General features: G+C 68.2%; 27 protein-coding genes and 1 tRNA gene. 21 read left to right on the forward strand and 7 right to left on the reverse strand.

Going from position 1 to position 26,492, the window contains the following annotated elements; translation table 11 throughout:
- The 10 genes from Q8Q88_RS18600 to Q8Q88_RS24810 form a co-directional block, all read left to right on the forward strand.
- On the forward strand, window positions 1–237 hold a 237-nt coding region (locus tag Q8Q88_RS18600), incomplete at its 5' end, for a flagellin (protein ID WP_305676677.1).
- A gap of 121 nt (window positions 238–358) precedes the next feature.
- Window positions 359–649, forward strand: a complete 291-nt coding sequence (locus tag Q8Q88_RS18605) for a flagellar protein FlaG (RefSeq protein WP_305676678.1) — start codon at window positions 359–361, stop codon at window positions 647–649.
- Window positions 650–839: 190 nt separating this feature from the next.
- Window positions 840–1,673 carry a flagellin gene (locus Q8Q88_RS18610; protein WP_305676679.1) on the forward strand — a complete coding sequence of 278 codons (834 nt, stop codon included), beginning with the start codon at window positions 840–842 and terminating at the stop codon, window positions 1,671–1,673.
- 143 nt (window positions 1,674–1,816) lie between these two features.
- Window positions 1,817–4,606, forward strand: coding sequence for a hypothetical protein (locus Q8Q88_RS18615; RefSeq protein WP_305676680.1), 2,790 nt, complete (start codon window positions 1,817–1,819; stop codon window positions 4,604–4,606).
- Between the two features lie 40 nt (window positions 4,607–4,646).
- A complete protein-coding gene (locus Q8Q88_RS18620) occupies window positions 4,647–5,324 on the forward strand; it encodes a hypothetical protein (protein ID WP_305676681.1) in 678 nt (225 codons plus the stop codon).
- A gap of 39 nt (window positions 5,325–5,363) precedes the next feature.
- Entirely contained in the window at window positions 5,364–5,753 is a 390-nt protein-coding gene (locus Q8Q88_RS18625; protein WP_305676682.1) for a hypothetical protein, read from the forward strand.
- Window positions 5,754–5,901: 148 nt separating this feature from the next.
- Window positions 5,902–6,399, forward strand: a complete 498-nt coding sequence (gene ssb / locus Q8Q88_RS18630; RefSeq protein ID WP_305676683.1) for a single-stranded DNA-binding protein — start codon at window positions 5,902–5,904, stop codon at window positions 6,397–6,399.
- A gap of 111 nt (window positions 6,400–6,510) precedes the next feature.
- Window positions 6,511–8,094 (forward strand): GMC oxidoreductase, encoded by a 1,584-nt coding sequence (locus tag Q8Q88_RS18635; protein WP_305676684.1) that lies wholly within the window; start codon window positions 6,511–6,513, stop codon window positions 8,092–8,094.
- Window positions 8,091–8,453: a hypothetical protein gene (locus tag Q8Q88_RS18640; protein ID WP_305676685.1), complete on the forward strand. Its 363-nt coding sequence runs from the start codon at window positions 8,091–8,093 to the stop codon at window positions 8,451–8,453. Before Q8Q88_RS18635 ends, Q8Q88_RS18640 begins: the two co-directional genes overlap by 4 nt.
- A complete protein-coding gene (locus Q8Q88_RS24810) occupies window positions 8,446–8,853 on the forward strand; it encodes a cytochrome c family protein (protein WP_371129880.1) in 408 nt (135 codons plus the stop codon). The genes Q8Q88_RS18640 and Q8Q88_RS24810 overlap by 8 nt, the downstream gene beginning before the upstream one ends.
- 2 nt (window positions 8,854–8,855) lie before the next feature.
- On the opposite strand, the gene Q8Q88_RS18645 is transcribed toward Q8Q88_RS24810, so the two are convergent.
- Window positions 8,856–9,383, reverse strand: a complete 528-nt coding sequence (locus tag Q8Q88_RS18645) for a superoxide dismutase family protein (RefSeq protein ID WP_371129881.1) — start codon at window positions 9,381–9,383, stop codon at window positions 8,856–8,858.
- Between the two features lie 109 nt (window positions 9,384–9,492).
- On the opposite strand from Q8Q88_RS18645, the gene gyrA reads away from it, so the two are divergent.
- The 5 genes from gyrA to Q8Q88_RS18670 all read left to right on the forward strand — a co-directional run bounded on the left by gyrA (window position 9,493) and on the right by Q8Q88_RS18670 (window position 14,815).
- Complete coding sequence (gene gyrA, locus Q8Q88_RS18650; RefSeq protein WP_305676686.1) at window positions 9,493–12,264, forward strand: DNA gyrase subunit A; 2,772 nt, start codon at window positions 9,493–9,495, stop codon at window positions 12,262–12,264.
- Between the two features lie 143 nt (window positions 12,265–12,407).
- Window positions 12,408–12,902 carry a pantetheine-phosphate adenylyltransferase gene (gene coaD / locus Q8Q88_RS18655; protein ID WP_305676687.1) on the forward strand — a complete coding sequence of 165 codons (495 nt, stop codon included), beginning with the start codon at window positions 12,408–12,410 and terminating at the stop codon, window positions 12,900–12,902.
- Between the two features lie 48 nt (window positions 12,903–12,950).
- Window positions 12,951–13,814, forward strand: coding sequence for a peptidylprolyl isomerase (locus Q8Q88_RS18660; RefSeq protein WP_305676688.1), 864 nt, complete (start codon window positions 12,951–12,953; stop codon window positions 13,812–13,814).
- Window positions 13,814–14,275, forward strand: a complete 462-nt coding sequence (locus Q8Q88_RS18665; RefSeq protein ID WP_305676689.1) for a peptidylprolyl isomerase — start codon at window positions 13,814–13,816, stop codon at window positions 14,273–14,275. Before Q8Q88_RS18660 ends, Q8Q88_RS18665 begins: the two co-directional genes overlap by 1 nt.
- An 81-nt stretch (window positions 14,276–14,356) precedes the next feature.
- A complete protein-coding gene (locus Q8Q88_RS18670; RefSeq protein ID WP_305676690.1) occupies window positions 14,357–14,815 on the forward strand; it encodes a hypothetical protein in 459 nt (152 codons plus the stop codon).
- Here Q8Q88_RS18670 and Q8Q88_RS18675 read toward each other — a convergent pair.
- Both Q8Q88_RS18675 and Q8Q88_RS18680 read right to left on the reverse strand, forming a co-directional pair.
- On the reverse strand, window positions 14,801–15,742 hold the full coding sequence (locus tag Q8Q88_RS18675; protein ID WP_305676691.1) for an endonuclease/exonuclease/phosphatase family protein: 942 nt from the start codon (window positions 15,740–15,742) through the stop codon (window positions 14,801–14,803). The genes Q8Q88_RS18670 and Q8Q88_RS18675 overlap by 15 nt on opposite strands.
- Window positions 15,743–15,746: 4 nt before the next feature.
- The gene (locus tag Q8Q88_RS18680; RefSeq protein WP_305676692.1) at window positions 15,747–16,706 is read right to left on the reverse strand and encodes an endonuclease/exonuclease/phosphatase family protein; all 960 of its coding nucleotides are present in this window, start codon (window positions 16,704–16,706) and stop codon (window positions 15,747–15,749) included.
- A gap of 63 nt (window positions 16,707–16,769) precedes the next feature.
- Here Q8Q88_RS18680 and queA point away from each other — a divergent pair, with 63 nt between their 5' ends.
- Both queA and tgt read left to right on the forward strand, forming a co-directional pair.
- Window positions 16,770–17,846, forward strand: a complete 1,077-nt coding sequence (queA, locus tag Q8Q88_RS18685) for a tRNA preQ1(34) S-adenosylmethionine ribosyltransferase-isomerase QueA (protein WP_305676693.1) — start codon at window positions 16,770–16,772, stop codon at window positions 17,844–17,846.
- Window positions 17,846–18,961, forward strand: coding sequence for a tRNA guanosine(34) transglycosylase Tgt (tgt, locus tag Q8Q88_RS18690; protein ID WP_305676694.1), 1,116 nt, complete (start codon window positions 17,846–17,848; stop codon window positions 18,959–18,961). Before queA ends, tgt begins: the two co-directional genes overlap by 1 nt.
- Here tgt and Q8Q88_RS18695 read toward each other — a convergent pair.
- Entirely contained in the window at window positions 18,946–19,533 is a 588-nt protein-coding gene (locus tag Q8Q88_RS18695; protein ID WP_305676695.1) for a hypothetical protein, read from the reverse strand. The two genes, tgt and Q8Q88_RS18695, sit on opposite strands and share 16 nt — an antisense overlap.
- 119 nt (window positions 19,534–19,652) lie before the next feature.
- On the opposite strand from Q8Q88_RS18695, the gene Q8Q88_RS18700 reads away from it, so the two are divergent.
- The 3 genes from Q8Q88_RS18700 to Q8Q88_RS18710 all read left to right on the forward strand — a co-directional run bounded on the left by Q8Q88_RS18700 (window position 19,653) and on the right by Q8Q88_RS18710 (window position 21,129).
- Window positions 19,653–19,727 (forward strand) — tRNA-Lys (locus Q8Q88_RS18700).
- 177 nt (window positions 19,728–19,904) lie between these two features.
- On the forward strand, window positions 19,905–20,939 hold the full coding sequence (locus tag Q8Q88_RS18705) for a sulfate/molybdate ABC transporter ATP-binding protein (RefSeq protein WP_305676696.1): 1,035 nt from the start codon (window positions 19,905–19,907) through the stop codon (window positions 20,937–20,939).
- A gap of 61 nt (window positions 20,940–21,000) precedes the next feature.
- Window positions 21,001–21,129, forward strand: a complete 129-nt coding sequence (locus Q8Q88_RS18710) for a hypothetical protein (RefSeq protein WP_305676697.1) — start codon at window positions 21,001–21,003, stop codon at window positions 21,127–21,129.
- Window positions 21,130–21,132: 3 nt separating this feature from the next.
- Here Q8Q88_RS18710 and Q8Q88_RS18715 read toward each other — a convergent pair whose 3' ends face one another.
- The 3 genes from Q8Q88_RS18715 to Q8Q88_RS18725 are packed head-to-tail and all read right to left on the reverse strand — an operon-like array spanning window position 21,133 to window position 24,469.
- On the reverse strand, window positions 21,133–22,110 hold the full coding sequence (locus Q8Q88_RS18715; protein ID WP_305676698.1) for a transglutaminase family protein: 978 nt from the start codon (window positions 22,108–22,110) through the stop codon (window positions 21,133–21,135).
- 11 nt (window positions 22,111–22,121) lie between these two features.
- Window positions 22,122–23,063 carry an alpha-E domain-containing protein gene (locus Q8Q88_RS18720; RefSeq protein ID WP_305676699.1) on the reverse strand — a complete coding sequence of 314 codons (942 nt, stop codon included), beginning with the start codon at window positions 23,061–23,063 and terminating at the stop codon, window positions 22,122–22,124.
- The gene (locus Q8Q88_RS18725) at window positions 23,060–24,469 is read right to left on the reverse strand and encodes a circularly permuted type 2 ATP-grasp protein (protein WP_305676701.1); all 1,410 of its coding nucleotides are present in this window, start codon (window positions 24,467–24,469) and stop codon (window positions 23,060–23,062) included. The genes Q8Q88_RS18720 and Q8Q88_RS18725 overlap by 4 nt, the downstream gene beginning before the upstream one ends.
- A 306-nt stretch (window positions 24,470–24,775) precedes the next feature.
- Between Q8Q88_RS18725 and Q8Q88_RS18730 the strand changes: the two genes are divergently transcribed.
- Window positions 24,776–26,492: autotransporter assembly complex family protein (locus Q8Q88_RS18730; RefSeq protein ID WP_305676700.1), on the forward strand; the 1,717-nt coding region annotated here is incomplete at its 3' end.

Genomic DNA, 26,492 nt, shown 5'->3' on the forward strand with positions numbered 1-26,492 from the left:
AACGTGTCCACAGCGTTGTCGAAGTTCGGTACGGGTTCGAAGTCCATCGCTTCGCACCTGAACTTCACCAACAACCTGCAAGACTCGATCGACGCCGGCGTGGGCAACCTCGTCGATGCCGATCTGGCCAAGGAAAGCGCCCGTCTGCAGTCGCTGCAAACCAAGCAGCAGCTGGGGATCCAGGCCCTGTCCATCGCCAACCAGGGTTCGTCGCAGCTTCTCGGTCTCTTCCGATAGGACGCACGGCCGCGGGGCCGTCGCCCCGCGGTGACTGTGGGCGGCGGGGAGGGGGACCTTCCCGCCGCTTCACGGTTCAACAGGGACGTCGAGCGCCTCACCGGCGCCGGCGCACGGAGAAATGGAAAACAAACTTGCAGCTATCACCCCGGTAACCGACCCGACGCTCAACCAAGCGGCGGCCCGTCGCCCCACGCCCGATCCGGGCGCCGCGGCCAAGGCCCCCGTCGAGATGGCGCCAGACGCGGCCGATCTGCGATTGGTCATCGAAGAGGGCGGCGGTTCGTACGTCTACAAGACGATCGACCGGCGCACGGGCGAAGTCGTCGCGCAGTTCCCCCGGGAGGAGATCCTGAGGATGCGCGAGGAGACCGACTACGAGGCAGGCGCGGTCATCAGCGCCAGCGCCTGATCCCCGACCGGCCCTTCGCGCCGGTCCGCCAAGCTTTCCAACCGCCCCGGGCAGACCGGTCGGCGGCTGCAGCCATTTGGGCCGTTAACTTTCTGGACACCATGATTCCATAGCTTCTCACGCGGAAAGAGCTGTCCCTGGCGAGTCGCAAAACGCCGATTGGGGGACCGGTTCTAAAGGAGAGCAGGTCATGTCGATCAGCGTACATACCAACAAATCGGCCTTGACCGCACTTCAGAACCTCAACAAAACCAACGATCTACTGGCCGACACCCAGAACCGGATCAATACCGGCCTGAAGATCGGCAACGCCAAGGACAACGCCTCGGTCTGGTCCATCGCCCAGGGCCAGCGCGCCGACATCGGCGCGCTCTCCGCCGTGACCATGAGCCTGAACCGCGCCCAGTCGATCGCCGAGGTCTCGATGACCGCCGGCGAGTCGGTCTCCGACCTGCTGGTTCAGCTCAAGGAGAAGGTGGTCGCCGCCCAGGACACCTCCCTGGACGCCATCTCGCGAGGCGCGCTGAACGCCGACTTCAAATCGATCCTGCGTCAGATCGGCCAAGTCGTCTCCAACTCGGAGTTCGACGGCGCCAACATCCTCAACGGCTCAATCGCCGGCAGTATCCGCTTCCTGGCCAATGCCGACGCCAACGCCTACATCACGCTCTCGACCCAGAACATGACCCTGGGCGGCGGCATCATCACCATCGCCTCGACCGCGTCGATCAGTACGGTGACCCTGGCCGCCGCGGCCTTGGTCGATCTCACCGCCTCGATGACCAACGTCAACCAGGCCTTGGGAAATCTGGGCGCCCAAGCCAAGCAGATCGAGGCGCACAACAAGTTCGTCGGCAAGCTGCAGGACGTGCTGCAGGCCGGGGTCGGCAACCTGGTGGACGCCGACCTCGCCAAGGAAAGCGCGCGGCTCCAGGCCCTGCAGGTGCAGCAGCAGCTCGGCGCCCAGGCGCTCTCCATCGCCAACCAGGCGCCGCAGATCGTGCTGCAGCTCTTCAAGGGCTAAGTCCCGTTTCGTTGGGGCGTCGAAAGGCCTGGGCTGATCGCCCAGGCCTTTTGATTCAAGGGATTCACCTTAGGCCTTAACGCCTTGTGAGGGCTTCGAAGGCCAAGGTCGGATGGCGGGACTGCGCCCGCGGACGGCGGACCATGGCGATCAGCTTCGACACCAATCTGCTGACCAGCTACTTCCAGTCCCGCTACGGCGGGACGGGGGCCTCGAGCACGTCCGCGCTCCTCGGCAAGAAGTACGCGCCGACCGCCCCTTGGTCGATCACCAACACCAAGATCGACGAGCAGGTCTCCGAGGCGGTTAAGAGCGCCATGCTCGGCAGGAAGCTGGTGGACGAGAGCGCCGCCAAGCTCGACCTGCCGGGCGCCAGCGCCGATTACCGCAAGCTCTTCGCGCTCTATCAAGGGCTCAGCACGCTGAACGGCGTGGCCGAGCGGATGAACGGCAAGAACCTGACCTCGATCGAGAAGAACCGCATCCAGCAGATCTTCACCAAGGGCCTGGCCGAGATCACCGCCTATGCCGACAGCGCCGAATTCGACCAGATCCGCCTGAACCGCGGCGAGCTGATGACGGTCGCCAAGACCAAGATCGGCGCCCCGATCGCCAAGGGCGAGTATCTGGGCGGCGTGCCCCTGCTGAAGGGCGACAGCTCCACCGTCGTTCCGGCCTTCGCCGGCGACGTCAAATTCACGATGTCTATCAAGCGCGTGAACGTGACTCATAACGTGGCGATCGACCTCAACGACATGGGGGCGACGCCGCGGACCCTGACCAACGTCCTGGCGCACATCAACGGCAAGCTGGCCGCCGACGGCCTGGAGACGCGGTTCGCCAGCCAGCGGGTTCCCGGCGAACCGCGCACCATCACGGTGGGCGGCAAGCCCGTCACCCTCCCGGCCACCCAGGACTCCTGGGCCCTGAAGGTCAAGGTCGACTCCGGCGAGACCGTCACCTTCGGCGCGCCGAGCACCGCGGGTTCCGTCTATGTGGCCCAGAGCGTCGGCGACCCCAATCCCGACGGCAAGATCACCACCAATGACGGCGTCACCCAGCGCCAACTGCTGAAATTCCAGACCGACACCACCGCCGTCACCACGCCGCCGCAGGACGACGGGGCCAACTGGGTCGACGGCCGGGCCTGGGCGGAGGATCTCGCCAAGTCGGTGCAGAACGTGCGCGCCACGACGGTCGGGCCCGACGGCGCGGTCTATGTCCTGGCCGATGTCGACGCCGCGGTCTCGGGGCAGGAGATCAAGGGCGCCAAGGACGTCGCCCTGATGAAGTACGATTCGGCGGGCAAGCTGCTCTACACCCGCACCCTCGGCGCGGCCGACCAGGCCAGCGGCATGGCCCTGGCCGTCTCGGCGGACGGCAAGATCGCCATCGCCGGCTCGGTGACGGGAGGCCTCGAGGGCGCGACCGAAGGCCCGGTCAATTCCGGCGCCACGGGCAGCTTCGCCACCAATTCCGACAGCTTCGTCACCCTGTTCGACGCCGAGGGCCAGGAGGTGTGGACCCAGCGTCGCGGCGCCCGCCAGGCCGACGAGGCGACCAATCTCGCCTTCGCCGCCGACGGCACGGTCTATGTCGCCGGGCGGTCCAAATCGACCATGCCGGGCACGACGGCGATCGGCGACTGGGACGGCTATGTCGAAGCCTTCAAGGCCGACGCCACCGGCAAGGTCTCGACCGTGTTCACCCAGGCGTTCGGCTCCACCGGCGCCGACAAGCCCGCGGGCATGGTGCTCGACGGGACGTCGCTGGTGGTGGCCTCCAACGAGAACGGCCGCGCGGTGCTGCGCCGTTTCGACGTCTCGACGGCCACGCCGTCGCTCACCGCCACGCGCGATCTGGGCGACCTGCAGGGCGGGGAGCTGACAGGCCTGGGCATCGACGGCGGACAGGTCGTTGTCGCTGGCACCACCAAGAACGGCGCGCTTTCGGCCGGAACCATCACGCGAGCCCTGGCGGGCGGCACGGACGCCTTCGCCGCTCGGATCGACGCAAGCCTTGGCGCCAGCGGCGCCGACCGGCTGGCCTATTATGGTGGGACCGGCGACGACAAGGCCACCTCGGTGGCCGTGGCCGGCGGTCAGGTCTGGATTGCGGGCTCGGCCGGGACCGACCTTCCGGGTCAGCCGGCGGTCGGCAAGAAGGACGGTTTCCTTACCCGGCTCGATCTCGACACCGGCGCGATCGATTGGTCGCGGCGGTTCACCGGGAAGGAGGGCTACGCGGCCCCCAGCGCCATCGCCATCGACACCCAGGGCTCTACGGTCCTAGACCGTCTGGGCCTGCCCAAGGGCACGCTCGACTTCACCGATTCCGCCCAGGTCAGCGCCATCAGCTCGGTGCGCGCCGGCGACCAGTTTCAGGTCCTGTCCGGCAGCGGCGCCAAGAAGACCATCACCATCGAGAACGGCGAGACCTTCGCCACGCTGACCACGAAGCTGAAACGCGCGTTGGGCTTCCAGGCCAAGGTCGAGACCGTGACGGTCGAGGGCACGCGCCGCCTGCAGATCAAGCCGTTGAACGACCGGTCCACCATCGAGCTGTTCGAGGGCAAGACCGGCAAGGACGCGCTCGGCCTGCTTGGCTTGACCGAGGGCATCATCCGCAACACCACCACCGAGGACGGCAAGACCGTCCCATCCGACGGCAAGGCGATGATGTTCGGCCTGGGCCTGCCCAGCCACCTGAATCTCAAGGACGCCGAACAGGTCCACCACACCCTGGCCGAACTGACGGCGGCTATGAACCAGGTTCGCGCGGCCTATAAGCACCTGCAGACCGCCTCGACGCCGCAGGCCGTGCTCGACGCTCAGAAGGCGGCCGCCGCGGCGGCCGGCGGCAAGGTCCCGACCTATCTGACCAACCAGATCGCCAACTACCAGGCCGCCCTGAACCGCCTCGGCGGTGGCTAGGCGCCTTGAATCCTTCGCAGGCGCGGTCTAGCGAAGGTCCATGGAATTCCTGAACGACCGGCGGAGTCGACTCGTCCTGGCGGGCGGCGCTCTCGCCCTCGTGGCCGGCATTGGCATCGCCGCGGCCCTGATCTCCGGCGGCAAGGGCGAGAAGGCCCCGCCGCCGCCGGCCTCGCAAGGCGGCCTGGTGGTGGAGACCGGCACGGCCGACGACGGACGCCTCGATCCCGCCCGACCCCTGCGCTGCTACGTCGCCGGCCAGTATGTGGGCGAGGTGACCCTGGCCGACTGCGCCAAGCGCAATGGCGTGGCCACCGGCGCCCTGGACGTGGGCGTCGACGAGGCTGGCAACCTGGCGGCCGCCGACCAGGCCGGAACCATGCTGACGCCGCTGCCGCCGGTGGAGGAGGCGCAGGTCGAGGTCCCGACCGCGCCCCCCGCCGCGCCGGCCCCCGCCGTGACGCCAGCTCCGGCCGGCGCCTGCTGGCGCTACGCGGACGGCGGCTGGCGCAAGCTGCCGGCCGACATGACCTTGAACGCCTGCGTGCAAAGCCTGTTCGCCGGACGCTGCGAGCGTTCGGGCGGCGCCACCTACGGCCGCTGGATGCAGCAGACCCTGCGCCTGGTCCCCGGACGGGTGGAGGTGTCGGGCGACAACCGCAGCTTCCGGGCCCTGGCCAGTCAGGCCGAGAACTGTTCGATCTCCCCCGTGGGCTGACGCCTTCGGGTCGCCGCAATCGCCGCCATAGGCTTCACCATGCTTCGCACCGCCCTGATCGCCGGCCTCTCCGTCCTGGCCCTCGCCGCCTGCGCCAAGAAGACCTTGCCGCCCGGCGGAGAAGGCATCTGCTGGCACGTGGGCCAAGGGAAGGACGGCGATCTCAAGTACAATAAGCTGGCGACCGGCGTGGCCGACCTTGAGCACTGCGCCGCGGCTCTGGAGACCATGCGGCTGAAGTTCCTGCGCATGGGCGGCTCGAACCGCGAGGTCGCCGGCGCCTTCAAGGGCAATTTCATCTTCGTCGAACGGAACGGGATTTTCACCGCGCCGACGATGGAATCGCACCGTTATCTGGCGCTGGTGCGCACGGGCGACGGCCGCCTGGTCATCCCCGGAGCCGTATCCCAGCAGGCCCCGGGTCAATAGGCGCGGCGTTCCGGCGCAGCAGACATCTGTGGACGAAGCTCCGCAAGGCGGGAACAAAGGCGGAACATTAACTTGATCCGCTGATCGCCGTCCGCTAGCGTCGGAGTTGAGCGCGAGCGCGCAAGCACGGAAAGCAAGGGACACTCACATGGCGGGCAGCGTCAACAAGGTCATTCTGGTCGGCAATCTGGGCGCCGACCCCGAAATCCGCAGTCTCACCTCGGGTGATCGCGTCGCCAACCTGCGCGTCGCCACCTCGGAAACCTGGCGCGACAAATCTTCGGGCGAGCGCAAGGAAAAGACCGAGTGGCACCGGGTGGTGATCTTCAACGACAACCTGGTGAAGGTGGCCGAACAGTACCTGCGCAAGGGCTCGAAGGTCTATCTCGAGGGCTCGATTCAGACCCGCAAATGGACCGACCAGTCGGGCGTGGAGAAGTTCTCCACCGAGGTCGTGCTGCAGAAGTTCCGCGGGGAGCTGACCATGCTGGACGGCCGTGGCGATGGCGAGGGCGCGAGTTCCGGCGGCGATTACGGCGGAGCCAGCAGCGGCGGCGGTGGGTTTGGCGGCGGCGGCCAGCGCCGGCCGGCCTCCGGTCCCCGCGAGGACTTCTCGGCCGACCTGGACGACGAGATCCCGTTCTAGGAGGGCGGTGCGCCGGCTGAGCATCCGGCGTAGTCGAGCTTTCAAGAGCCTTGAATAACGGCGGTTGGCTAGGTCAAATCTCGAAGGCGAGGTTTTGATTCGGGGTCCGCGATGTTTGTCGACGCAAACAAGATCGCGGAGAAGATTGTCGTCGCGGACCTGTGCATAATTGGCGGCGGAGCCGCTGGAATTACGCTCGCCAACAAATTCATCGACTCTAAATTGAAGATCGTCCTGCTCGAGAGCGGCGGCGACTCGATGGATCGGGAAACGGAGAAGCTCAACACCAACGCCACGGTGACGGGTGATCCCTATACAATCGAGTCGAGCCGACTTCGCTTCTTCGGCGGCACGACCAATCATTGGTCAGGCCGGTGCTTCCTGTTCCGAGATCACGATTTCCTGTCGGTCGGAGGGCCGGAAGTCGTCGGGTGGCCGATCTCCTTGAAGGATGTCGCGCCCTACTACCAGCAGGCCCAACGGATCGCGATGTTCCAGACGCAGAACGTCAACTGGTCACCGGACTATTGGCGCGAGAGGTTCGGTTCCCCCGCCTGGCCAATCGATGAGGCGATCTTCCCGGTTCGTACCGAAATCTTCGCGCGCCCGCACGCCGATACCGGCAATCGGACCTACGCGGCCTATAGGCGACCGCTGGATTCGGCGAAGAATATCCGTGTCATCCAGTACGCCAACGCGACCGAACTGATCGAGGGCCCGGATCGCACCAAGATCGAGGAAGTCATCGTCAAGACCCTGGCCGGCGCTGAGTTCAGGGTCCAGGCCGGCATCTTCATCCTCGCGACAGGGGGCCTCGAGAACCCGCGCCTCATGCTGGCGTCTCGGCGATCCAGTCCCCACGGGGTCGGGAACAATCACGATCAGGTCGGCCGCTATTTCGCCGACCATGCCCGAATCCTACAGGATTTCGTGAGGAACCCGGATCGCGAACCCGACGACCGGGTGACCTTCACCGAGGCGCCGGGAGACATCTTCGTCTTCAACCACTACCTCCTGTCAGACCACATCCTGGATGGCGAGCGCCTAGACAGCATCCTGTTCCGGTTCCGCCCGGTCTATGAGTCGACGCCTGGAACCGCCGCCGCGGGTCGGCTGGCGGGCGCCCTGGAGGCTCGCGACCTGTCGCAGGTCAGCGCGGACGACCTTGCATTGGCGATACAGAACTTCGACGACGTGGCCGAGCGCGGCGTGGATCGCTATTACTGCCGGTCCAAGCCGATAAGGTATCTGCTCTCCGCCACTGTCGACCCGCCTCCGGTGGCCGAGAGCCGTGTTACGCTGACGCCTGAGCTCGACGCCCTGGGCATGCCGATCCTGAACCTTCACTGGGTGCTGCCGGACACCACGAAGCATTCGCTGCACCGCGCGCTGCAACTCTTCGCTCAGGAGGCGGGGCGTACCAATACCGGTCGTGTGCGCCTGACCTTCGATCCAAAGAAGCCGTGGTCGGAAGCGCAGGGCTTTGTCTGCGGCAACCACCACACCGGCACGACGCGGATGAGCGACGATCCCAAGACGGGCGTGGTCGACCGGAACTGCCGTGTGCATGGGATGTCCAACCTCTATGTCGCCGGCAGTTCGGTGTTTCCCACGGTGGGCGGCGGCTCGACGACCATGATGATCACGGCATTGGCCCTACGGCTGGGTGATCACATCGATGGGCAATTCGCATGAAAATGGACCGACGAGCCTGGGTGCTTGGCGGCGGCGCTCTGGCCGTCGGGGGGCTCACGCTCAACACACCGGTGGCCCGTGACCTCGTTTGCAGCGGCCAGACCCGCGAGTATCAACAGGTCGGCCTGGCGCGCCTTGGTCGCGCCTGCGTCGCGTGTAATCCGGACTTCAGCGAGCCGCTGGTGGCGGCCGAATGGGCTCAAATCCAAGCGGTCGGCCAAGCGGCGCTGAATGCCCGCATCGCCGATGACTTTGCCCAAGGGGCGATAATCTCCGTCGATGGATGGCAACTCGCGCGTAGCGAGGCGCTCGTCTATGCCGCCGCCCACTACAACCAACCCACGGACACCGATGCCTAGGCGATCACCGACCCGTCTCATCGCAGCCGGGGCGACGGTGGTCGTCGCGCTTGGCCTGACCGCCGGATGCTCGAAATCGGCCGGCGACAGGGCCGCGACGAAGCCGCTGCCGCAACCTACGGCCTTCGCGGAGTGCGCGCGCTGCCATAGGGTCGAGCCGGGCGTCCACGACGTCGGCCCGAGCCTATGGGGGCTGTCCGAACGCAGGGCCGGTTCAGCGTTGGGTTACAGCTTCTCGCCAGCCCTACGCGGCGCAGGTTTCACCTGGGACCGTCAGCGGCTGGCTGTGTTCCTTCGCGACCCACACAAGACCCTTCCGGGAACGCGCATGCTCTATCCGGGCCTGGAGGACGCGAAGGAGGCTGAATCTGTCGCGGACTACGTTCTCAGCCTGAGGTGACCTCACCCCGCCGGGATGACTGCGCAGGCGATGCGCGGACCAGCTCCGCCGATCGGCTGGGCCTTGTGGTCGTCGGGATTGGCGTGGATCACCAGGGCTGACCCATCCTGGTCGGCCAGGGCTTCCCGGGCCACCGTCGACCCCAGCGACACATAGGTCGAGAACACCTCGGCCTGGCCGGTCCCGTCGGCGGCGACAAAGATGTTGGGCAGGTCGCCGGCCTCGTTGGCGTCGGGGTTCAGCAGGCCGTGGACCATGGTCGCCTTGCCATGTACGTGCCCGCCCGCCGAGGTGAAGTCGGCCTTTGAACAGTCGCCCTTCTCGTGGAAATGCAGGCCGTGCCAGCCGGGCGCGACGCCCTTGAGCTCGATCCGCGCCAATACGCCGTTCGGAGCCTGGGTGAGGTTCGCTGCCCCGACCGAGGCGCCGCTCGAATTCTTCAATTCGATCCGCAGGTTGGTCGGCGCGTCGGCCGCCCATGCCGCAGTTGCGAAAAGGGTGGCAATCGTGGCGGCGAGAGCATATCTCATGGGCGTTCGACCTGGGTTGAGGCGTTGACGGAAGTTGGCCTTCGCGGCCTGCGGATGGTAACTACTAAACCCTGTTTTGTGTCCGATTCTAAACGGCTAAATCCTCTCCTTGACCGACGAAACCCAAACCCCGCCGGATGACGGGCGGCGCGGGGGCATCGCCCCTATCGCCATCGAAGATGAGCTGAAGCGCTCGTACCTCGACTACGCTATGAGCGTGATCGTCAGCCGCGCCCTGCCGGACGCGCGCGACGGCCTCAAGCCCGTGCACCGCCGCATCCTGTTCTCGATGAACGAGCAGGGCCATACGCCGGACCGGGCCTATGTGAAGTCCGCGCGCGTGGTCGGGGACGTGATGGGTAAGTATCACCCGCACGGCGACGCCTCGATCTACTTCACCATGGTGCGGATGGCCCAGCCGTTCTCCATGGGACTGCTGCTGATCGACGGCCAGGGCAATTTCGGCTCGGTGGACAACGATCCGCCGGCGGCCATGCGCTATACCGAAAGCCGCATGACCAAGGCCGCGATGATGATCGTGGCCGACCTGGACAAGGACACGGTCGACTTCAAGGAGAACTACGACGGCTCGGAAAGCGAGCCCGTGGTCCTGCCGTCACGCATTCCCAACCTGCTGGTCAACGGCGCCGGCGGTATCGCTGTCGGCATGGCCACCAACATCCCGCCGCATAACCTGGGCGAGATAGTCGACGCCTGCCTGGCCTATGTGGACGATCCGGCCGTCACCCTGGACGCGCTGCTGGACATCGTGCCGGGCCCAGACTTCCCCACCGGCGGCGAGATCATCGGACGCACCGGCGCGCGCACCGCGCTGGCCACCGGTCGCGGCTCGGTGATCATGCGCGGCAAGGCGGCCATCGAGACGGTCCGCAAGGATCGCGAAGCCATCGTCATCACCCAGATCCCGTATCAGGTGAACAAGGCCGCCATGGTCGAGCGGATCGCCGAGCTGGTGCGCGAGAAGCGTATCGAGGGCGTAGCCGACCTGCGCGACGAGAGCGATCGCGACGGCATGCGGGTGGTCATCGAGATGAAGCGCGACGCTTCGCCGGACGTGGTGCTGAACCAGCTCTACCGCTACACCCCGCTACAGAGTTCCTTCGCCGTCAACATGCTGGCGCTCGACCGCGGGCGTCCGCGCGAGATGCACCTGCGCGACCTGGTCGTGGCCTTCGTCGACTTCCGCGAGGAAGTCGTCGTCCGCCGGGTGAAGTTCGAGCTCTCCAAGGCCCGCGACCGCGGCCACGTCTTGGTGGGCCTGGCCATCGCCGTGGCCAATATCGACGAGTTCATCCACATCATCCGCTCGTCCAAGGACCCGGCCGAGGCGCGCGAGCGCCTGGTGGCCAAGGACTGGCCGGCGGGCGACATGCTGCCCCTGGTCGAGCTGATCGCCGATCCGCGCACCCTGGTCATCGACGCCAACAAGATCCGGCTGACCGAGGAACAGGCCCGCGCCATCCTGGCGCTCACCCTGTCTCGCCTGACCGGCCTCGGCCGCGACGAGATCTTCGGCGAGGCCCGCGAGCTGGCCGACGCCATCCAGGGCCATCTGACCACCCTGTCGTCGCGCGAGAACGTCATGGCCATCGTCCGCGAGGAGCTGGTCGCCGTGCGCGAAGCCTTCGCCGTGCCGCGCCGCACCGAGATCGTCGATGGCGACGCCGACGTCGAGGACGAGGACCTGATCGTCCGCGAAGAGATGGTGATCACCGTCACCCACGGCGGCTATGTGACGCGCACGCCGCTGACCACCTATCGGTCCCAGCATCGCGGCGGCAAGGGCCGCTCGGGCATGTCGACCAAGGACGAGGATGCGGTCACCCGCGTGTTCTCGGCCTCGACCCATACGCCGATGCTGTTCTTCTCGTCCGGGGGCAAGGTCTATCAGCTCAAGGTCTGGCGCCTGCCGGTCGGAACCCCGACCTCGCGCGGCAAGGCCTTCGTCAACCTGCTGCCCATCGAGCCCGGAGAGAGCATCACCTCGATCCTGCCGCTGCCCGAGGACGAGGCGACCTGGGATCAGTACGACGTCATGTTCTCCACCAAGTCGGGTGGCGTTCGACGCAATAAGCTCAGCGATTTCCAAGGCATCCGGCGCAATGGCAAGATCGCCATGAAGCTGGATGAGGGCGACTCCATCATCGGGGTCGGGCTGTGCAACGCCACGCAGAACGACATCCTGCTGACCACGGCGCTCGGCCGCTGCATCCGCTTCGCCACCGAGGAAGTCCGCGTCTTCGCCGGTCGTGATTCCACCGGCGTGCGGGGCATCCGCCTGGCGGAGGGCGACAGCGTCATCTCCATGGCCATCCTGCGCTCGGTGGAGGCCACCCCGGCCGAGCGGGCGGCCTATGTGAAGCACGCCAACGCCATGCGCCGGGCCGCGGGCGAGGACGGCGTCGACGTCGAGGAGGCGCCCACGCCGGACGACGACGAGGCCGATGGTGATCTGGCCGCGCTGAGCCCCGAACGCATCGCCGAGCTGGGCGGCGCCGAAGAGGTGATCCTCACCGTCTCCACCGAAGGCTTCGGCAAGCGCACCTCGGCCTACGAGTTCCGCCGCACCGGGCGGGGCGGGCAGGGCCTCCTGGCCCAGGATCTGACCAAGAAGGGCGGCCGGCTCGCCGCCTCCTTCCCGGTGGAGGAGTTCGACGAGATCCTGCTGGTCACCGACCAGGGCCAACTGATCCGCACACCGGTCGGCCAGGTCCGCATGGTCGGGCGCAACACGTCGGGCGTGACCATCTTCCGCACCGCGGCGGACGAGCATGTGGTGTCGGTCGAGCGCCTGGCCGACCAGGGCGGCGATGACCCCGAGCCCGACTCCGAGCCTGAGGCCGAAGATACCGCTGAATAGAACGGGGTAGGGGCCGGCCCTGTCGGGCCCCTCGCGCTTCCCGGGTTTCCCGGGACCGCCGTGCAACCGGCGCAACTTATGGCTTGCTTTCGTTCCTCCCGCCGGTGAAATCCCTGCTGCACCGCAAAAAGGGGGGACGTCGAATGACGCGTGTGGGGCTTTATCCGGGAACCTTCGACCCGATCCACAACGGCCACACCGACATCATCGGGCGGGCCGTGAAGTTGGTGGACAAGCTGGTCATCGGCGTGGCGATCAATGCTGGCAAGGGCCCTCTGTTCACGCTTGATGAGCGCGTGGCGATCCTTCGTAGCGAGACCGAGCATCTCAGCGACCGCGCCGAGATCATCGTCCAGCCCTTCGAGGGCCTGCTGATCCACTTTGCCCGCGAGATCGGCGCTGCGGTCATCGTGCGCGGCCTGCGCGCCGTGGCCGACTTCGAATACGAATTCCAGATGACCGCCATGAACCAGCAGCTCGAGCGCGAGATCGAGACCGTGTTCCTGATGGCCGATCCCCGCCACCAGGCGATCTCGTCGAAGCTGGTCAAGGAGATCGCCCAACTCGGCGGTGACGTGACACGCTTCACCAGCCCGCAGGTCAAGGACGCGCTCATGGCCAAGGTGGCGGCCGGCTGAGCGTTCTCGGGCTGGCGGTCGAGGCCGCAGCCCACTACGAGTGAAATCATGATCCGAACCGCTCTTTTCGCCGCCGCCGTCCTTGCGATGGCCGCGCCGGCCGCCGCCGCGCCCGCCAAGGCCGCCCCGGTCCCCGCCGCCCCCGGCGATCCCAAGGCCTCAGACTGGCGCACGCCAAACCCAGAAGACGTGCTGGTCATCGACACCAACAAGGGCCGCGTCTTCGTCGAACTGATCCCCGAGGCCGCGCCCAACCATGTGGTCCGCATCCGCGAACTGACGCGGGCCGGGCTCTATGACGGGCGCAAGTTCTTCCGGGTGATCGACGCCTTCATGGCCCAGACCGGCGACCCGCTGGACACCGGCACGGGGGGCTCGGACAAGCCCGACATCGCCCAGGAATTCCTGTTCCGGCGCGGAGCCGAGACGCCGTTCGCGCTTGCCGCCGACCAGACGGTCAGCCAGGTCGGCTTCCTTAAGTCCCTGCCGATCATGAGCCAGAGCGCGATGCTCATGGCGATGACGGCCGACGGCAAGATATCGGCCTGGGCGCTCTATTGCCCGGGCGTGGCCGGCATGGCGCGCGGCGAAGAGACCGACAGCGCCAACAGCCAGTTCTTCCTGATGCGTCAGGCCTATCCGTCGCTGGAGAAGCGCTACACGGCCTTCGGCCGGGTGATCGCCGGCCTCGAAGCGGTTCGCGCCATCAAGGTGGGCGAACCGGTGGCCCAACCGCAAGACACCATGGACAAGGTGCGCGTCCTGGCCGATATCCCGGCCGCCGAGCGCCCCTCGGTGCGTGTGATCGATCCCAACAGCGCCTGGTTCAAGGCCGAGATCGAGAGCGTCCGCGCCGCAAAGGGAGCCGATTTCACGGCGTGCGCGATCAGAATTCCCTCGGAGGTGAAGTGATGGACCCGGAAAACACGATAATCATGGCGCTGGAAAGCGGTCCGGTGACGATCAAGCTTCGTCCCGACCTGGCGCCCGGCCACGTGGCCCGCATCAAGGAACTGGCCCGCGAGGGCTTCTATGACGGCGTGGTCTTCCACCGGGTGATCCCGGGCTTCATGGCCCAGGGCGGCGATCCGACCGGGACCGGCACGTCCGGCTCCAACAAGCCGAACCTGCAGGCCGAGTTCTCCCGCGAGCCGCACGTGCGCGGCGTCTGCTCGATGGCGCGGACCAACCAGCCGAACTCCGCCAACAGCCAGTTCTTCATCTGCTTCGACGACGCCACCTTCCTGGACGGCCAGTACACGGTCTGGGGCGAGGTGACAGAGGGCATGGACCTGGTCGACGGCCTGCCCAAGGGCGAGCCGCCGCGCAATCCCGGCAAGATCGTCTCGATGAAGGTCGCCGCCGACGCCTGACGCAACGCTTCGGCTCTCCGCCGGTTAAGACCCCGATCCGTTCAGCGAATGGATCGAGGCTGACCAGCCAGGGAGCGATGCGTGGCCGCGCGGCTGAAGGTCTTCGTCACCTCGGACGGCCTCACCGACTATGTGGTGGCCGCCAGTTCGCGGCCCAAGGCGCTAGCCGCCTGGGGCGCGCACCAGGATCTGTTCAAGACCGGCGGGGCGCGGGAGACCGACGATCCGACCCTGGTTGAGGCCGCCACCGCGCGGCCTGGCGAGGTGCTGCGCCGCCCGGCCGATTCCAAGCGGGCGCTCGCGGCCGTGCCCAGGCGCGCGCCCAGGCCGAAGGGGCCGTCGAAGGCGGCGCTGCGCAAGGTCGCGGCCCTCGAGGGCAGGCTGGCCGACCTGCGGAGCCGCCGCGACGAGGCCCTGGCCGAGATCGAGGCCGCACGCGCGGCGCTGGACGTCGGCGAGGCCAAGACCCGGCAACGGTTTGAAGCCGACGAGGGCAAGCTGGCCGCAGCCTTGCGCGACGACCGGTCAGCGCTCGACTGACGGGGCCAGGATCACCACCACCGGATAGTGGTCCGAGCCCAGGCGCGGCCCGCGGGCGATGCTCACCGTGCGCCACCCTGAGCCGGCATAGACCTGGTCGATCGGCAACAGCGGAATGGGCGCCGTGGCGGGCCAGGTGAACAGGCCCCGCGTGCGCCGCTCCAGGCCGAAACGGCGATCCTCCCCGCGGCGGGCGAAGGACCAGGGCGTGGAGTTGAAGTCGCCGGTGAGGATCACGCGCTCTGTTGGGAATTGTCCCAGCAGCTCGCCGACGATCCGTCCCTGGGCGAGCTGGAACCCGCCATAGACCGGCCAGACATAGTGCGTGCCGATCACGGTGAAGGCGCCCTGGGGCCCGGCGAAGGTGGCGCGCGCCAACGGAGGCTGCGCCCAGCGTCCCGGCGGCAGCCGTACTCCCTCCGCGATCGGCCTGGCCTTGCTAAGGATGGCCAGGCTCTCAGAACCCTGGGTCAGGTGGTAGCCGGTGCGGCGCGCCAGGGGCTCGCGCAGGCGTTCGCCTTCCTCCAGCACGATGATGTCGGCGTCCTGGGCGGCGAGCCAGTCGAGGGCCGGGCCGATGTCGCGGCTGCCGCGCCAGGCGTTGAACTGGATCAGTTTGATCTGGTCGGGGGCGTCGGCCGCCGCCTTGGGCGTGGCCGGCCGCAGATATTCCGGCGCGATCAGCAGGGTGGCCAGGACCACGCCTGCGACGCCCAGCGCGACCAGACCGCGCCGCGAGCCGGGCTCGCCAAGTGTCAGGCCGTAGAGGCCCGCCGCCAGGCCGCCGACCAGCCAGAACGGGGCGAAGTGGCTGAGGACGTCGAGCTGCGGACTCCAGCGACCGCCTTGGGCCGCCAGGGCCGCGCTGGCGCTGACCAGCCCGACGACAAGCATCTGGGCGTTGAAGAAGGCGCGGAGGAACTCCATGGCGCTACGGGACTCGGGCCAGGACCGCCACCACCGGATAGTGGTCCGACCCGATGCGCGGACCGCGCCGGACGCTCACCGTCTTCCAGGCGGGACCGGCATAGACGTGGTCGATGGGCAGGAACGGCGGGGTGGGGCCCTGGGCCGGCCAGGAGAACAGCGCCCGTGTGCGGCGCTCAATTCCCAGGGCCGCGTCCTCGCGGCGCCGCGCAAACGACCACGGGCTGGAATTGAAGTCGCCGGCCACGATCAGGCGCGCCTTGGGCAGGGGGCCGACGATCTTCAGCATCCGACGACTGTTTTCGGACTGAACCCGGGCCATGGCGGTCCTGGACTTCTTTGCCACGCCGAACGGGCGAGCGTAATGGAGGCCGACGATGACATGGCCGCCGTCCCCGGGCCCGTAGCGGGCGATCACCATGCCGGGATCCATGCCGTAGCTGCCGCCGCCATGGCGCTGCACGCTGGCCGGACGGGCGCGGCTGAACACGCTCACCTCGCATTCCGGCGCGCAGAACATGTGGCGTGGCAGCCGTTGCAGGATCGCGGCGCGCAGTTGCGGGGGGCCATCCTCCAGGATCAGCACGTCCGGGTCCTCCGCGGCCAGCCAGCGGGCCATGACCTCGAATTGCGCCGCGTTTGGCTCGGCGTTGAACTGGATCAGCTTCAACCGCCGCGGCGCATCGGCCGGCGCCGGTGGCGAACCGGGCGTTGTCAGTTCCGGGGCCACCAGGGCCAGCGCGCCGATAGCGGCGATCCCACCCAGGACAGCCAGCCGTGTTCCGCCCTGCCGTTGCGGGGTGAAGAGGGCGACGCCCAGCACCAGGACCGCACCTGCCAGGTAGAGCGGAGCCACATGCGTCAACACGTCCAGCCCGTCGTCCCAGCGCCCGCCATGGGCCAGGACCGCGGCCAGGGCGCAAAGAGCGCCGAGGCCGGTCGCGACGATTCGAAGGAAGCCCATACGCCCACCTAGCATAGAGCCACGCTTGACGCGTGAGCCCGCCCATGGCCTTCAGGCCGGCCCATGCAGCTTGCCGATTTCGATTTCGACCTGCCCGAGGACCGCATCGCCCTGCGGCCGGCGAACCCGCGCGATTCCGCTCGCCTGCTGCTGGTGGCGCCCGGCGCGCCCATGCGGGACCTCAAGGTCAGCGACCTTCCGGGCGAGCTGCGCGCGGGCGATGTCCTGGTGTTCAACGACACCAGGGTGATCCCGGCGCGGCTCAAGGGTCGGCGCACCCGCGAGGGTTCGGACATCGCGGTGGAGGCCACCCTGCACCGGCGGCTGTCGCCGTCGCGCTGGACCGCCTTCATGCGGCCCGGCAAACGGCTCTCGCCCGGAGACCGGGTGCATTTCGGCTCCATGCACGATCGCGCCTGCTATCTGGGGGCCCTGGACGCCACACTTGTCGAGAAAGGTGAGGGCGGCGAGGTGACGCTCAGCTTCGACCTCATGGGCCCAGACCTGGACGCGGTCATCGCCGAGCGCGGCGCCATGCCGCTGCCGCCGTATATCGCCGCCAAACGGGGCGAGGACGACCGCGACCGGGCCGACTACCAGACCGTCTACGCCGACGAGGAGGGCTCCGTCGCCGCCCCCACCGCCGGTCTGCATTTCACGCCCGAGCTGATGGCGCGGCTGGCCGAAATGGGCGTAAGCCTGCAGTTCGTGACCTTGCACGTCGGCGCCGGCACCTTCCTGCCCGTGAAGACCGAGAACCTGGCCGACCACAGGATGCACGCCGAGTACGGCGAGGTCGACGCCGCCACCGCTGACGCCCTGAACGCCGCCAAGGCCGCTGGGGGCCGCATCGTCTGCGTCGGCACCACCTCCCTGCGGCTGATCGAAAGCGCCACCGGCGACAACGGAGTGGTCCGGCCCTTCGCCGCCGAGACCGCCATCTTCATCACCCCCGGCTATCGGTTCCGCGCCGTCGACGGCCTGATGACCAACTTTCACCTGCCCAAGTCGACCCTGTTCATGCTGGTCAGCGCCTTCGCCGGCCAGGAGACCATGAAGCGCGCCTACGCCCACGCTATCGCGGACGGCTATCGCTTCTATTCCTATGGCGATGCGAGCCTGCTCTGGAGCGCCGCCTGATGGTCGCCTTTCCCTTCGAGATCGCCGCCACCGAGGGCGCGGCCCGGACCGGGACCTTAAGGACCCCGCGCGGCGACATACGAACCCCGGCCTTCATGCCGGTGGGCACGGCCGCCACGGTCAAGGCCATGACCGTCGATCAGGTCGCCCAGACCGGCGCCGACATCATCCTGGGCAACACCTATCACCTGATGCTGCGCCCCACCGCCGAGCGGGTGGCGCGGCTGGGCGGGCTGCACCGCTTCATGCGTTGGGACAAACCGATCCTCACCGACTCCGGCGGCTTCCAGGTGATGAGCCTGTCGAAGATCGCCAAGGTCACCGAGGAGTCGGTGGCTTTCCAGAGCCATATCGACGGGTCGCGCCATGTGCTGACCCCCGAGCGCTCCATCGAGATCCAGGCCGACCTGCTGGGCTCCGACATCGTCATGCAACTGGACGAATGTGTGTCCTGGCCGGCGGAGGAGGGGCGGGCGGCGCAAGCCATGCGCCTCTCGGCCCGCTGGGGTGCGCGGTCCAAGGCGACCTTCGGCGAACGCGAGGGACAGGCCCTGTTCGGCATCCAGCAGGGTTCGACCTTCGAACACCTGCGCAGGGAGTCGGCCGACCGCCTCATCGAGACAGGCTATGACGGCTACGCGCTCGGCGGCCTGGCGGTAGGCGAGGGGCACGAGGCCATGTGCGAGGTCCTGGACTATGCGCCGGCCATGCTGCCGGCCGACCGGCCGCGCTACCTGATGGGGGTCGGCAAGCCCATCGACCTGATGGAGGCCGTTGCGCGGGGGATCGACATGTTCGACTGCGTCCTGCCCACCCGCTCGGGCCGCCACGGCCAGGCCTGGACCTGGGAAGGCTCGGTCAACCTGAAGAACGCCCGGTTCGCGGAGGACGACAGCCCGCTGGACGAGACCAGCGACTGTCCCGCCTCAAGCCACTACTCCAAGGCCTATCTGCACCACCTGGTGAAGTCGCAGGAGATCCTGGGCCAGGTGCTGCTGTCCTGGCACAACATCGCCCACTTCCAGGCCCTGACCGCCGCCATGCGCGGCGCCATAGCCGAAGGTCGGTTCGAGGCCTTCCGCCGCGAGTTCAAGGCCCGTCAGCGGACCGGGTAGCGAGGCTTCAGCTCCTGGGTGCGGACCTCGGTGGTTCCGGTCAGGATGTGCGAGGGCGTCGCCGGCGGCGGGCAGCCGCGCGCCTCGCCCAGGCCTTTCAAATAGGCGCGTCGAACGCCGCCGGCGGTGATCGCCGCGGCCACCAGGGTGTCGTGCCGCTCGGCCCCGGTCAGCTTCCGCACCCAGCCGCGGAAGGGGATGATGTCGGAGGTGGCGCTCGCCACCGCGCCGAGGGCCGCGTCCTTGCCGCGGACCTGGACGCTCTGGTCCTCGATGTCGGGCTCGTCCAGGTCGTCGCCCATGGCGGCGTTCAGGGGGCGGATCAGTTCCGCGAGCCGCGCGCAGGTGGGCGGGACCGGCCGCTGATACGGATCGGCCAGGGCCTCCAGCAGCACCGGCGGGATCTTGGTCCGCAGCAGGTTGATGTCGCGCAGGGGGGCGGCCACAGCCGCGCCCATGCTTTCACGCTTGGCCTCCGAGGTGGTCTGGACCTCCGGCGAACCGTCGGCGCGGGTGGTCATGCAGCCGCCCAGCAAGACGAGGAGGGGCAGGATTCGGAGTGCGGCGCGCATGGCGAAAGTCTAGCCTCAGGCCATCGCCGATGGAAAGGTCTCGCTCGGCCTTGCCCCGGCGCGGACGCCCGCCTAAGGTCCGCGCCGCTTCGCCCGGCGCTTCAAACGCGCCGCGCCAAGGGCCGGTAGCTCAGTGGTAGAGCATTCGACTTTTAATCGAATGGTCGTGAGTTCGATACTCACCCGGCCTACCATTTCCTGTCCCGACATTGGCTCGGAGATGGTGGAATGATCGCGAAGCTCGTCTTCGAAAAGACCGTCGACGCCGTCGCGGCGCCGCCTTGCTTGCTGGCCATCGTCGCCCTGGGCCAGTCTCGAACTCATCCGGCCGCAGCCGCGGCTCGGCCGCCATTGATCGTGAGACGCCTCGCATGACCATTTCCATCCGTTCGGTGGAGAAGACCTTCGGGCGCTATCCGGCGCTGAACGGGGTGAGCCTGGAGATCGCCGACGGCGAGCTTCTGGCCCTGCTTGGCCCGTCGGGCTCGGGCAAGACCACCCTGCTGCGGGTTATCGCCGGCCTGGAGTTCCCCGAGAAGGGCCAGGTGCTCTACGGCGAGCAGGACATGACCTACGCCAGCGCCGCGGCGCGACGGGTGGGCTTCGTGTTCCAGCAGTACGCCCTCTTTCGTCACATGACCGTGGCCCGCAACGTCGCCTTCGGCTTGGACGTGCGCAGGGGCGCGGAAAAGCCCTCCAAGAGCGAGATCGCCGCTCGCGTCGATCAACTGCTGCAGCTCGTGGAGCTGGGCGACCTGGGCAAGCGCTATCCGGCCCAGCTCTCCGGCGGCCAGCGCCAGCGCGTGGCGCTCGCCCGCGCCCTGGCGGTCAATCCCAGCGTCCTGCTTCTGGACGAGCCCTTCGGGGCGCTGGACGCCACGGTGCGCAAGTCGCTGCGCAAGGAGCTGCGCCGCATCCATGACGCCACCGGCGTCACCACCCTCTTCGTCACCCACGACCAGGAGGAGGCCCTGGAACTGGCCGACCGGGTGGCGATCCTCAACAACGGCGCCATCGAACAGGTGGGCATGCCACACGAGGTCCACGACCAGCCCGCCGGCGCCTTCGTTTGCGGCTTCGTCGGCGAGGCCAACCGGTTCGAGGGGGCGGTGAAGGGCGGACGGTTCCGCGCCGCGGAGATCGAGTTGCCGGCCCAGGGCGTAGCCGACGGCGCCGCGGTGGCCTTCGTGCGTCCCCATGAGTTCACCCTGGCCCCGGCAGGCCAGGAGCAGTTGTTCCTGACCACCGAGCGCGTGGCGCCCAGCGGTCCGGTGGTGCGGGTCGACGGCCTGACCCCCGGCGGCCGGCGGATCGAGGCGGCCTTCTCGCGCGAACTCGCCGGCCAGTTCCAGTCCGGCGCCCGCTTTGGGCTCTCCGCGCAAAGATCGTACATCTTCAGCGCGTAGTCGATGCCTTGCAACCGTAAGGCGCCGTCGCTAGGTTGCCCCCGCGAAAAATGGGGCGGCGATGACCTGGATCTTTCAGTTTCTGACGAGTCTCCGGACGTCTCCGCACCGCGCCGTCATGCTTGAGGTCGGCCTCATCGTCCTTGGCGGCCTGTTGCTGGGCGTCGCCTTCTTCCGGATGGGCCACTAAGGCCTATTGCTGCTGTTGCTGCTGCTGGTCGTAGGCCAGGCCGCCGGCCGGTCCGCGCCTGCGACCGCCTTGGGCGAAGGCGGGCTGGGCCACGCGGATGAACTCCGGCTCGGTAATTGCCGCCCGCGCCCGGCGGACCGACACGCCCACCGCGAGCTGGCTGTCGGCCTCGCCCTTATAGACTCCGCGCGAAGGCGGGACGTCGTTGTAGTCGCGGCCCAGGGCGGCGGCGATGTGGCGCTCGCCGGCGATGACATTGTTGGTGGGATCGAGGCCGATCCAGCGGGTCGAGGGCAGGAAGACCTCCACCCAGGCGTGGGTGGCGTCGGGATCGGAGCGGTCCCCGGCCTTGCGGTCGGTGAACAGGTAGCCTGAGACATAACGCGACGGCACGCCCCAGGACCGACAGATGGCCAGCATGATGTGGCTGAAGTCCTGGCAGACCCCCCGGCGAGCCTCCAGGGCCAGGTCGATTGGGCTGTCGGCATGGGTGACGCCGGCCTCGTAGTCGAAGGACTCGTAGATGATCGTCGACAGTTCGCGCACGGCGCGCAGGGGGTCGAGGGCCTTCAGCTCGTCGATCTTGCGCTCGGTGATGAAGGTCCTCAGCGCCTCGGTCTCCACCGCGAAGCCGTGGTGGCGCAGGAAATCGAAGTTCTCGCCGCGGACGAAGTCGCTGCGCAGCCGGTCCCATTCGCCCATGTCCAGGGCCTCGGGCAGGGCGGCCGGCGCCTGGGTCTCCACCGCCGAGCGGGCGACGATGTTGAGGCGGTCGTGCGGCTGGGGCACGTCGAAGTGATAGACCGCATTGCCGAACGGGTCGGCGTAGGAGAACAGCTGCGCGGCCGGGTCCAGGTCGAGGTCGAAGCTCACCAGGCGCTGGCGCACGCTCTTCTGCGGCTGCATCCAGAGCTCCATGACGCTTTCGCGCACCGGCTCGGCATAGTGGTACTGGGTGACGTGGCGGACTTCCAAGAGCATCGGTTAGCGCCTCAGGCGGGCAGTCGCATTTCAAGGGAATAGTGGACGAAGGTCTCGTAGATGGACTGGTGGATCGCCACGCATTCGTCCAGGACGGTGGAGATCAGGGCGCTGGCCCCGGCCACCTGCAGCTCATCCATGTCGGCATATTGCAGGCGCGCCTTCAGCCGGCCGGCCAGGCGCTCGGGCCCGGCGTGGCCGGCCTCCACATAGCGGCTGGCCGCGGTGGTGTGTTCCTCGATCCGGGCGGTGGCGAAGCGGATGGAGCGCGGGAAGTCCTCGTCCAGCAGCAGGAACTCCAGGACCTTCCGCGGCTGGATGTCGGCGGTGTAGCGCCGCAGATAGGGCTCGAGCGCGCAGCTCATCCGCAGGACGCTGACCAGGGCGAAGTGCTCGTCGAAGGCGCCGCGGCGGCGGTCGCCGAAACAGACCTCCAGCAGCCGGCCGATGAGTTGGGCGCGCTCCAGGTACATGCCCAACAACAGGAACCGCCAGCCCTCGCCATGGCTCATGGTGGCGTCCGCCGCGCCGCGGAACAGGTGCAGGTCGGCGATCACGTCGTGCAGGAAGGCCGAGGACCCGTCGGCGAAGGACTTGGCGGCGTCCGGCCCGGTCATCTTCAGATAAATGAGGTTGAGCCGTTCCCAGGTCTCGGTGGTGATCTGGTCGCGCACCTGGCGGGCGTTCTCGCGAGCCAGCGCCAGGGACGAGACGATCGAGCCCTGGTCCTCGCGGTCGAGCGCCATGGCCAGCGTCGCCTCATAGGGGTTGGCCAGGTGGGCGCGGTCGGAATCACCAACGGCGGCGAGCGCGATGCGGGCCACCTGGGCCGCCCCCTCGGTGCGGTCGAGGGTGGCGTTCAGCATCACGTCCGAAAGCCGGCACATGTGCTCGGCCCGTTCCACATAGCGGCCGATCCAGTAGAGGCTGTCGGCCACCCTCGCGAGCATCATGACTGGGTCTCCTTGCCGTCGGCCAGGACCCAGGTGTCCTTGGAGCCGCCGCCCTGGCTGGAATTGACCACCAGGGAGCCCTTGCGCAGGGCCACCCGGGTCAGCGCGCCGGGGGTCACCACGATCTTCTCCCCCGACAGGATGAAGGGCCGCAGGTCCACGTGGCGCGGCTCGATGGCCCCGTCGACCAGGCAAGGCGCGGTGGAGAGCTGGATGGTCGGCTGGGCGATGTAGTTGTCCGGGTCGGCCTTGATCGCCTCGCCGAACTCCGCGCGCTCCTGCTTGCTGGCATGCGGGCCGATCAGCATGCCGTAGCCGCCCGAGGCGCCGACCGCCTTGACCACCAACTTGTCCAGATTGGCCAGGACGTGGCTGAGTTGGGCCGGCTCGCGGCAGAGATAGGTCTCGATATTGGGCAGGATGGCGTCCTCGCCCAGATAGTAGCGGATGATCTCCGGGACATAGGCGTAAACCGCCTTGTCGTCGGCCACCCCGGTGCCGGGCGCGTTGCAGATCACCACGTTGCCGGCCCGGTAGGCGTTGAACAGGCCCGCGACCCCGAGGCCTGAATCCCGGCGGAAGGTGAGGGGGTCGATGAAGTCGTCGTCGACCCGGCGATAGATCACGTCGATCCGCCGCAGTCCGGTGGTGGTCCGCATGTAGACCATGTTGTCGTGGACCACGAGATCGCGGCCCTCGACCAGCGGGCAGCCCATCAACCGGGCCAGATAGGCGTGCTCGTAATAGGCGGAGTTGTAGACGCCGGGGGTCAGGACCGCGACCTGGGGATTGGGCCGCCAGTCGGCGGCCATGCTCTTCAGGGTCGCCAGCAGCAGGTCGGGATAGCGGTCGATGGCCCGCACATTGGCCGCCCGGAACGTGCCCGGGAAGGTCCGCCGCGAGGCCTCGCGGTTGGCCAGCATATAGGAGACGCCGGACGGCACTCGCAGATTGTCCTCCAACACCGCGAAGGCGCCGTCGGTCTGGCGGATCAGGTCCGAGCCGCAGACATTGGCATAGGCCTGGTGTGGCACGTAGAGGTTCTGCATCTCCCGGCGGTAGGATGGCGCGCTCAGAACCAGTTCGCGCGGCACCACCCCGTCCATCAGGATTTTCTGCTCGCCATAGATGTCGGCCAAGAACATGTTCAGCGCCTTCAGGCGCTGGGTGAGGCCGGTCTCGATCTTCGACCATTCCTCGGCCGGGATGATCCGCGGCAGCAGGTCGGTGGGTATGATCCGCTCGGTGGAGCTTTCGCCGCCATAGACGGTGAAGGTGATGCCCTGCAGCAGGAAGTAGCGTTCCAGCACCCGCTGGCGTTCGGCCATGTCGGCCGCCGCCAGGGTGGCGATCCGTGCGTCGAGGGCTGCGTAGTGCGGCCGCACGAGACCACGGGAGGTCAGCATCTCGTCGTACGGGACGTTCAATGAAGCCTGTGGCCCCACGTTCGGCGCCGTCGCCGTGTCTTCAGAAATGTGGGCCGTCGCCACGCCGTACTCCACCACCTGGTCCTCCGCGTCCCTCTCCGACCTTAGGAAGCGCGCCCGGGTTTGGTGCGGCTTTTCGGAATCGGCGAACCTCAGCGGCGCGGCTGCTCAGCATTTGGGCAAGTTTCGGCCGGACAGGAAAGCGCCTTGAGCGTCCGGCGTGGGTGACATCTCCCCGCGACGCGGGGTAGATCGGCGGGAGGGGCGCGAGAGGAAAGTTTTGGCGTGGCGCGATTGGTCGTCGCATTCGCCGCCTCGGCGGCCCTGTGTGCGCACGGCGCGGCTCGCGCCGAGGCGCCGCGCGCGGCCGTCGAGGGGGAGCTGACGGGCGATCTGCGCGCGGCGATCGCGCGCGCCGTCGGCGAGTCCGACAAACCGATCAGCAGCCGCTTCGAGGCCAGGCGCCGCGCCCGCGAGGCGGCGGAGAACGCCATCGCGGTCCTGCGGTCCGAGGGCTACTACGCCTACGAGGTCGAGCCCGACGTGGGGGAGGCCGAGCCGCCGGCCGCGGTGGTCAAGGTGACCCCGGGTCCGAGGTTCACCATCGCCGAGCCGACCATAGAATGGGTGGAAACCCCGCCCTCGCCGGAGGTCCAGGCCTCGGGCGAGGCGGTCATGGGTCTGGCCACCGGCCAGCCGGGCCGCGCGGCCGACGTGATCGGCGCCGAGGGCCGGATTGTCGCCGCCGCCCAGAAGCGCGGCTACGCCGACGTGGCGCCGGTTCCCCGCCAGGTGATCGTCGACCATGCCGACAAGACGGTTCGGCCAACCTTCCGGATCGATTCAGGTCCGCTTGTGCGGCTGAACGGCATGGAAGTGATCGGCGGCGAGCGGACCAAGCGGCCCTGGCTGAACCAGATGGCGCCATGGCGCCCCGGCGAGGTCTACGATCCCGAGGATGTCGGCGAGCTGGAGCGGCGGCTGCTGGACACGGGGGTCTATGACTCGGTGACCGTGTCCCTGGCGCCGCCGGAGCGGACCACGCCGGAGGGCCTGCGGCCGGTGGTGGTCAGCCTGGCGGATCGCGCGCCGCGCACCATCGAGCTGGGGGCCAGCTACTCGACCAGCGAGGGGGTGGGCGCCGACGCCCGATGGACCCGCTACAACACCTTCGGACGCGCCGACACCCTGTCGTTCGCCGTCCGGGCCTCCGATATCGACAGCCGCCTGGTGGCGGAGGCGACCCTGCCGCACTGGCGGCGCGCCCAACAGACCCTGAAGTCCGCGGCGGCGATCTACGACGTCAAGACCGACGCCTATGACGAGACGGGCTTCGGCGTCCGCGCCGACGTCCAGCGGCGGTTTTTCAAGACCTCCTACATCACCCTGGGCGGATCGCTGGACTACAGCGAGACCGCCGAGAAACAGACCAAACTGCTGACCCCGCTCGGCCGCGACCTGTGGACCGCGGCTGTGCTGGCCGCGGCCTCCCTGGACCGCTCCGACGATCCGCTGGACCCAAAGCGCGGCTGGCGGCTGGAGGTGCGGGCCGAGCCCACCTACATCACCGGCGACGACAGCCTGGCCTATCTGAAGGTCCAGACCCAGGGCTCGATCTACGTGCCGTTCGGCCCCCGCGCCCGCACGGTCCTGGCCGCCCGGGGCAAGGTGGGGGCGATGATCGGCGGCTCGGTCCCCGAGGTCCCGGCCTCGCGGCGCTTCTATGCGGGCGGCGGGGGATCGGTGCGCGGCTACGCCTACCAGGCCATCGGCCCGCGACTGGCCGACAACACCCCGCAGGGCGGCGCCTCGGTGCTGGAGGCCTCGTTCGAGGTACGCCAGAGGATCGGGCAGCGCTGGGGCGTGGTGGCCTTCATCGACGGCGGGGCGGTGGGCGACCGCCAGTTCCCGGCCGGGGACGATTTCAGCGCCGGGGTCGGTCTCGGTGTGCGCTACGACCTGGGCTTCGGCCCGATCCGCGCCGACATCGCCATCCCGCTGG

The sequence above is a fragment of the Phenylobacterium sp. genome (assembly GCF_030697925.1).
Lineage (GTDB): Bacteria > Pseudomonadota > Alphaproteobacteria > Caulobacterales > Caulobacteraceae > Phenylobacterium.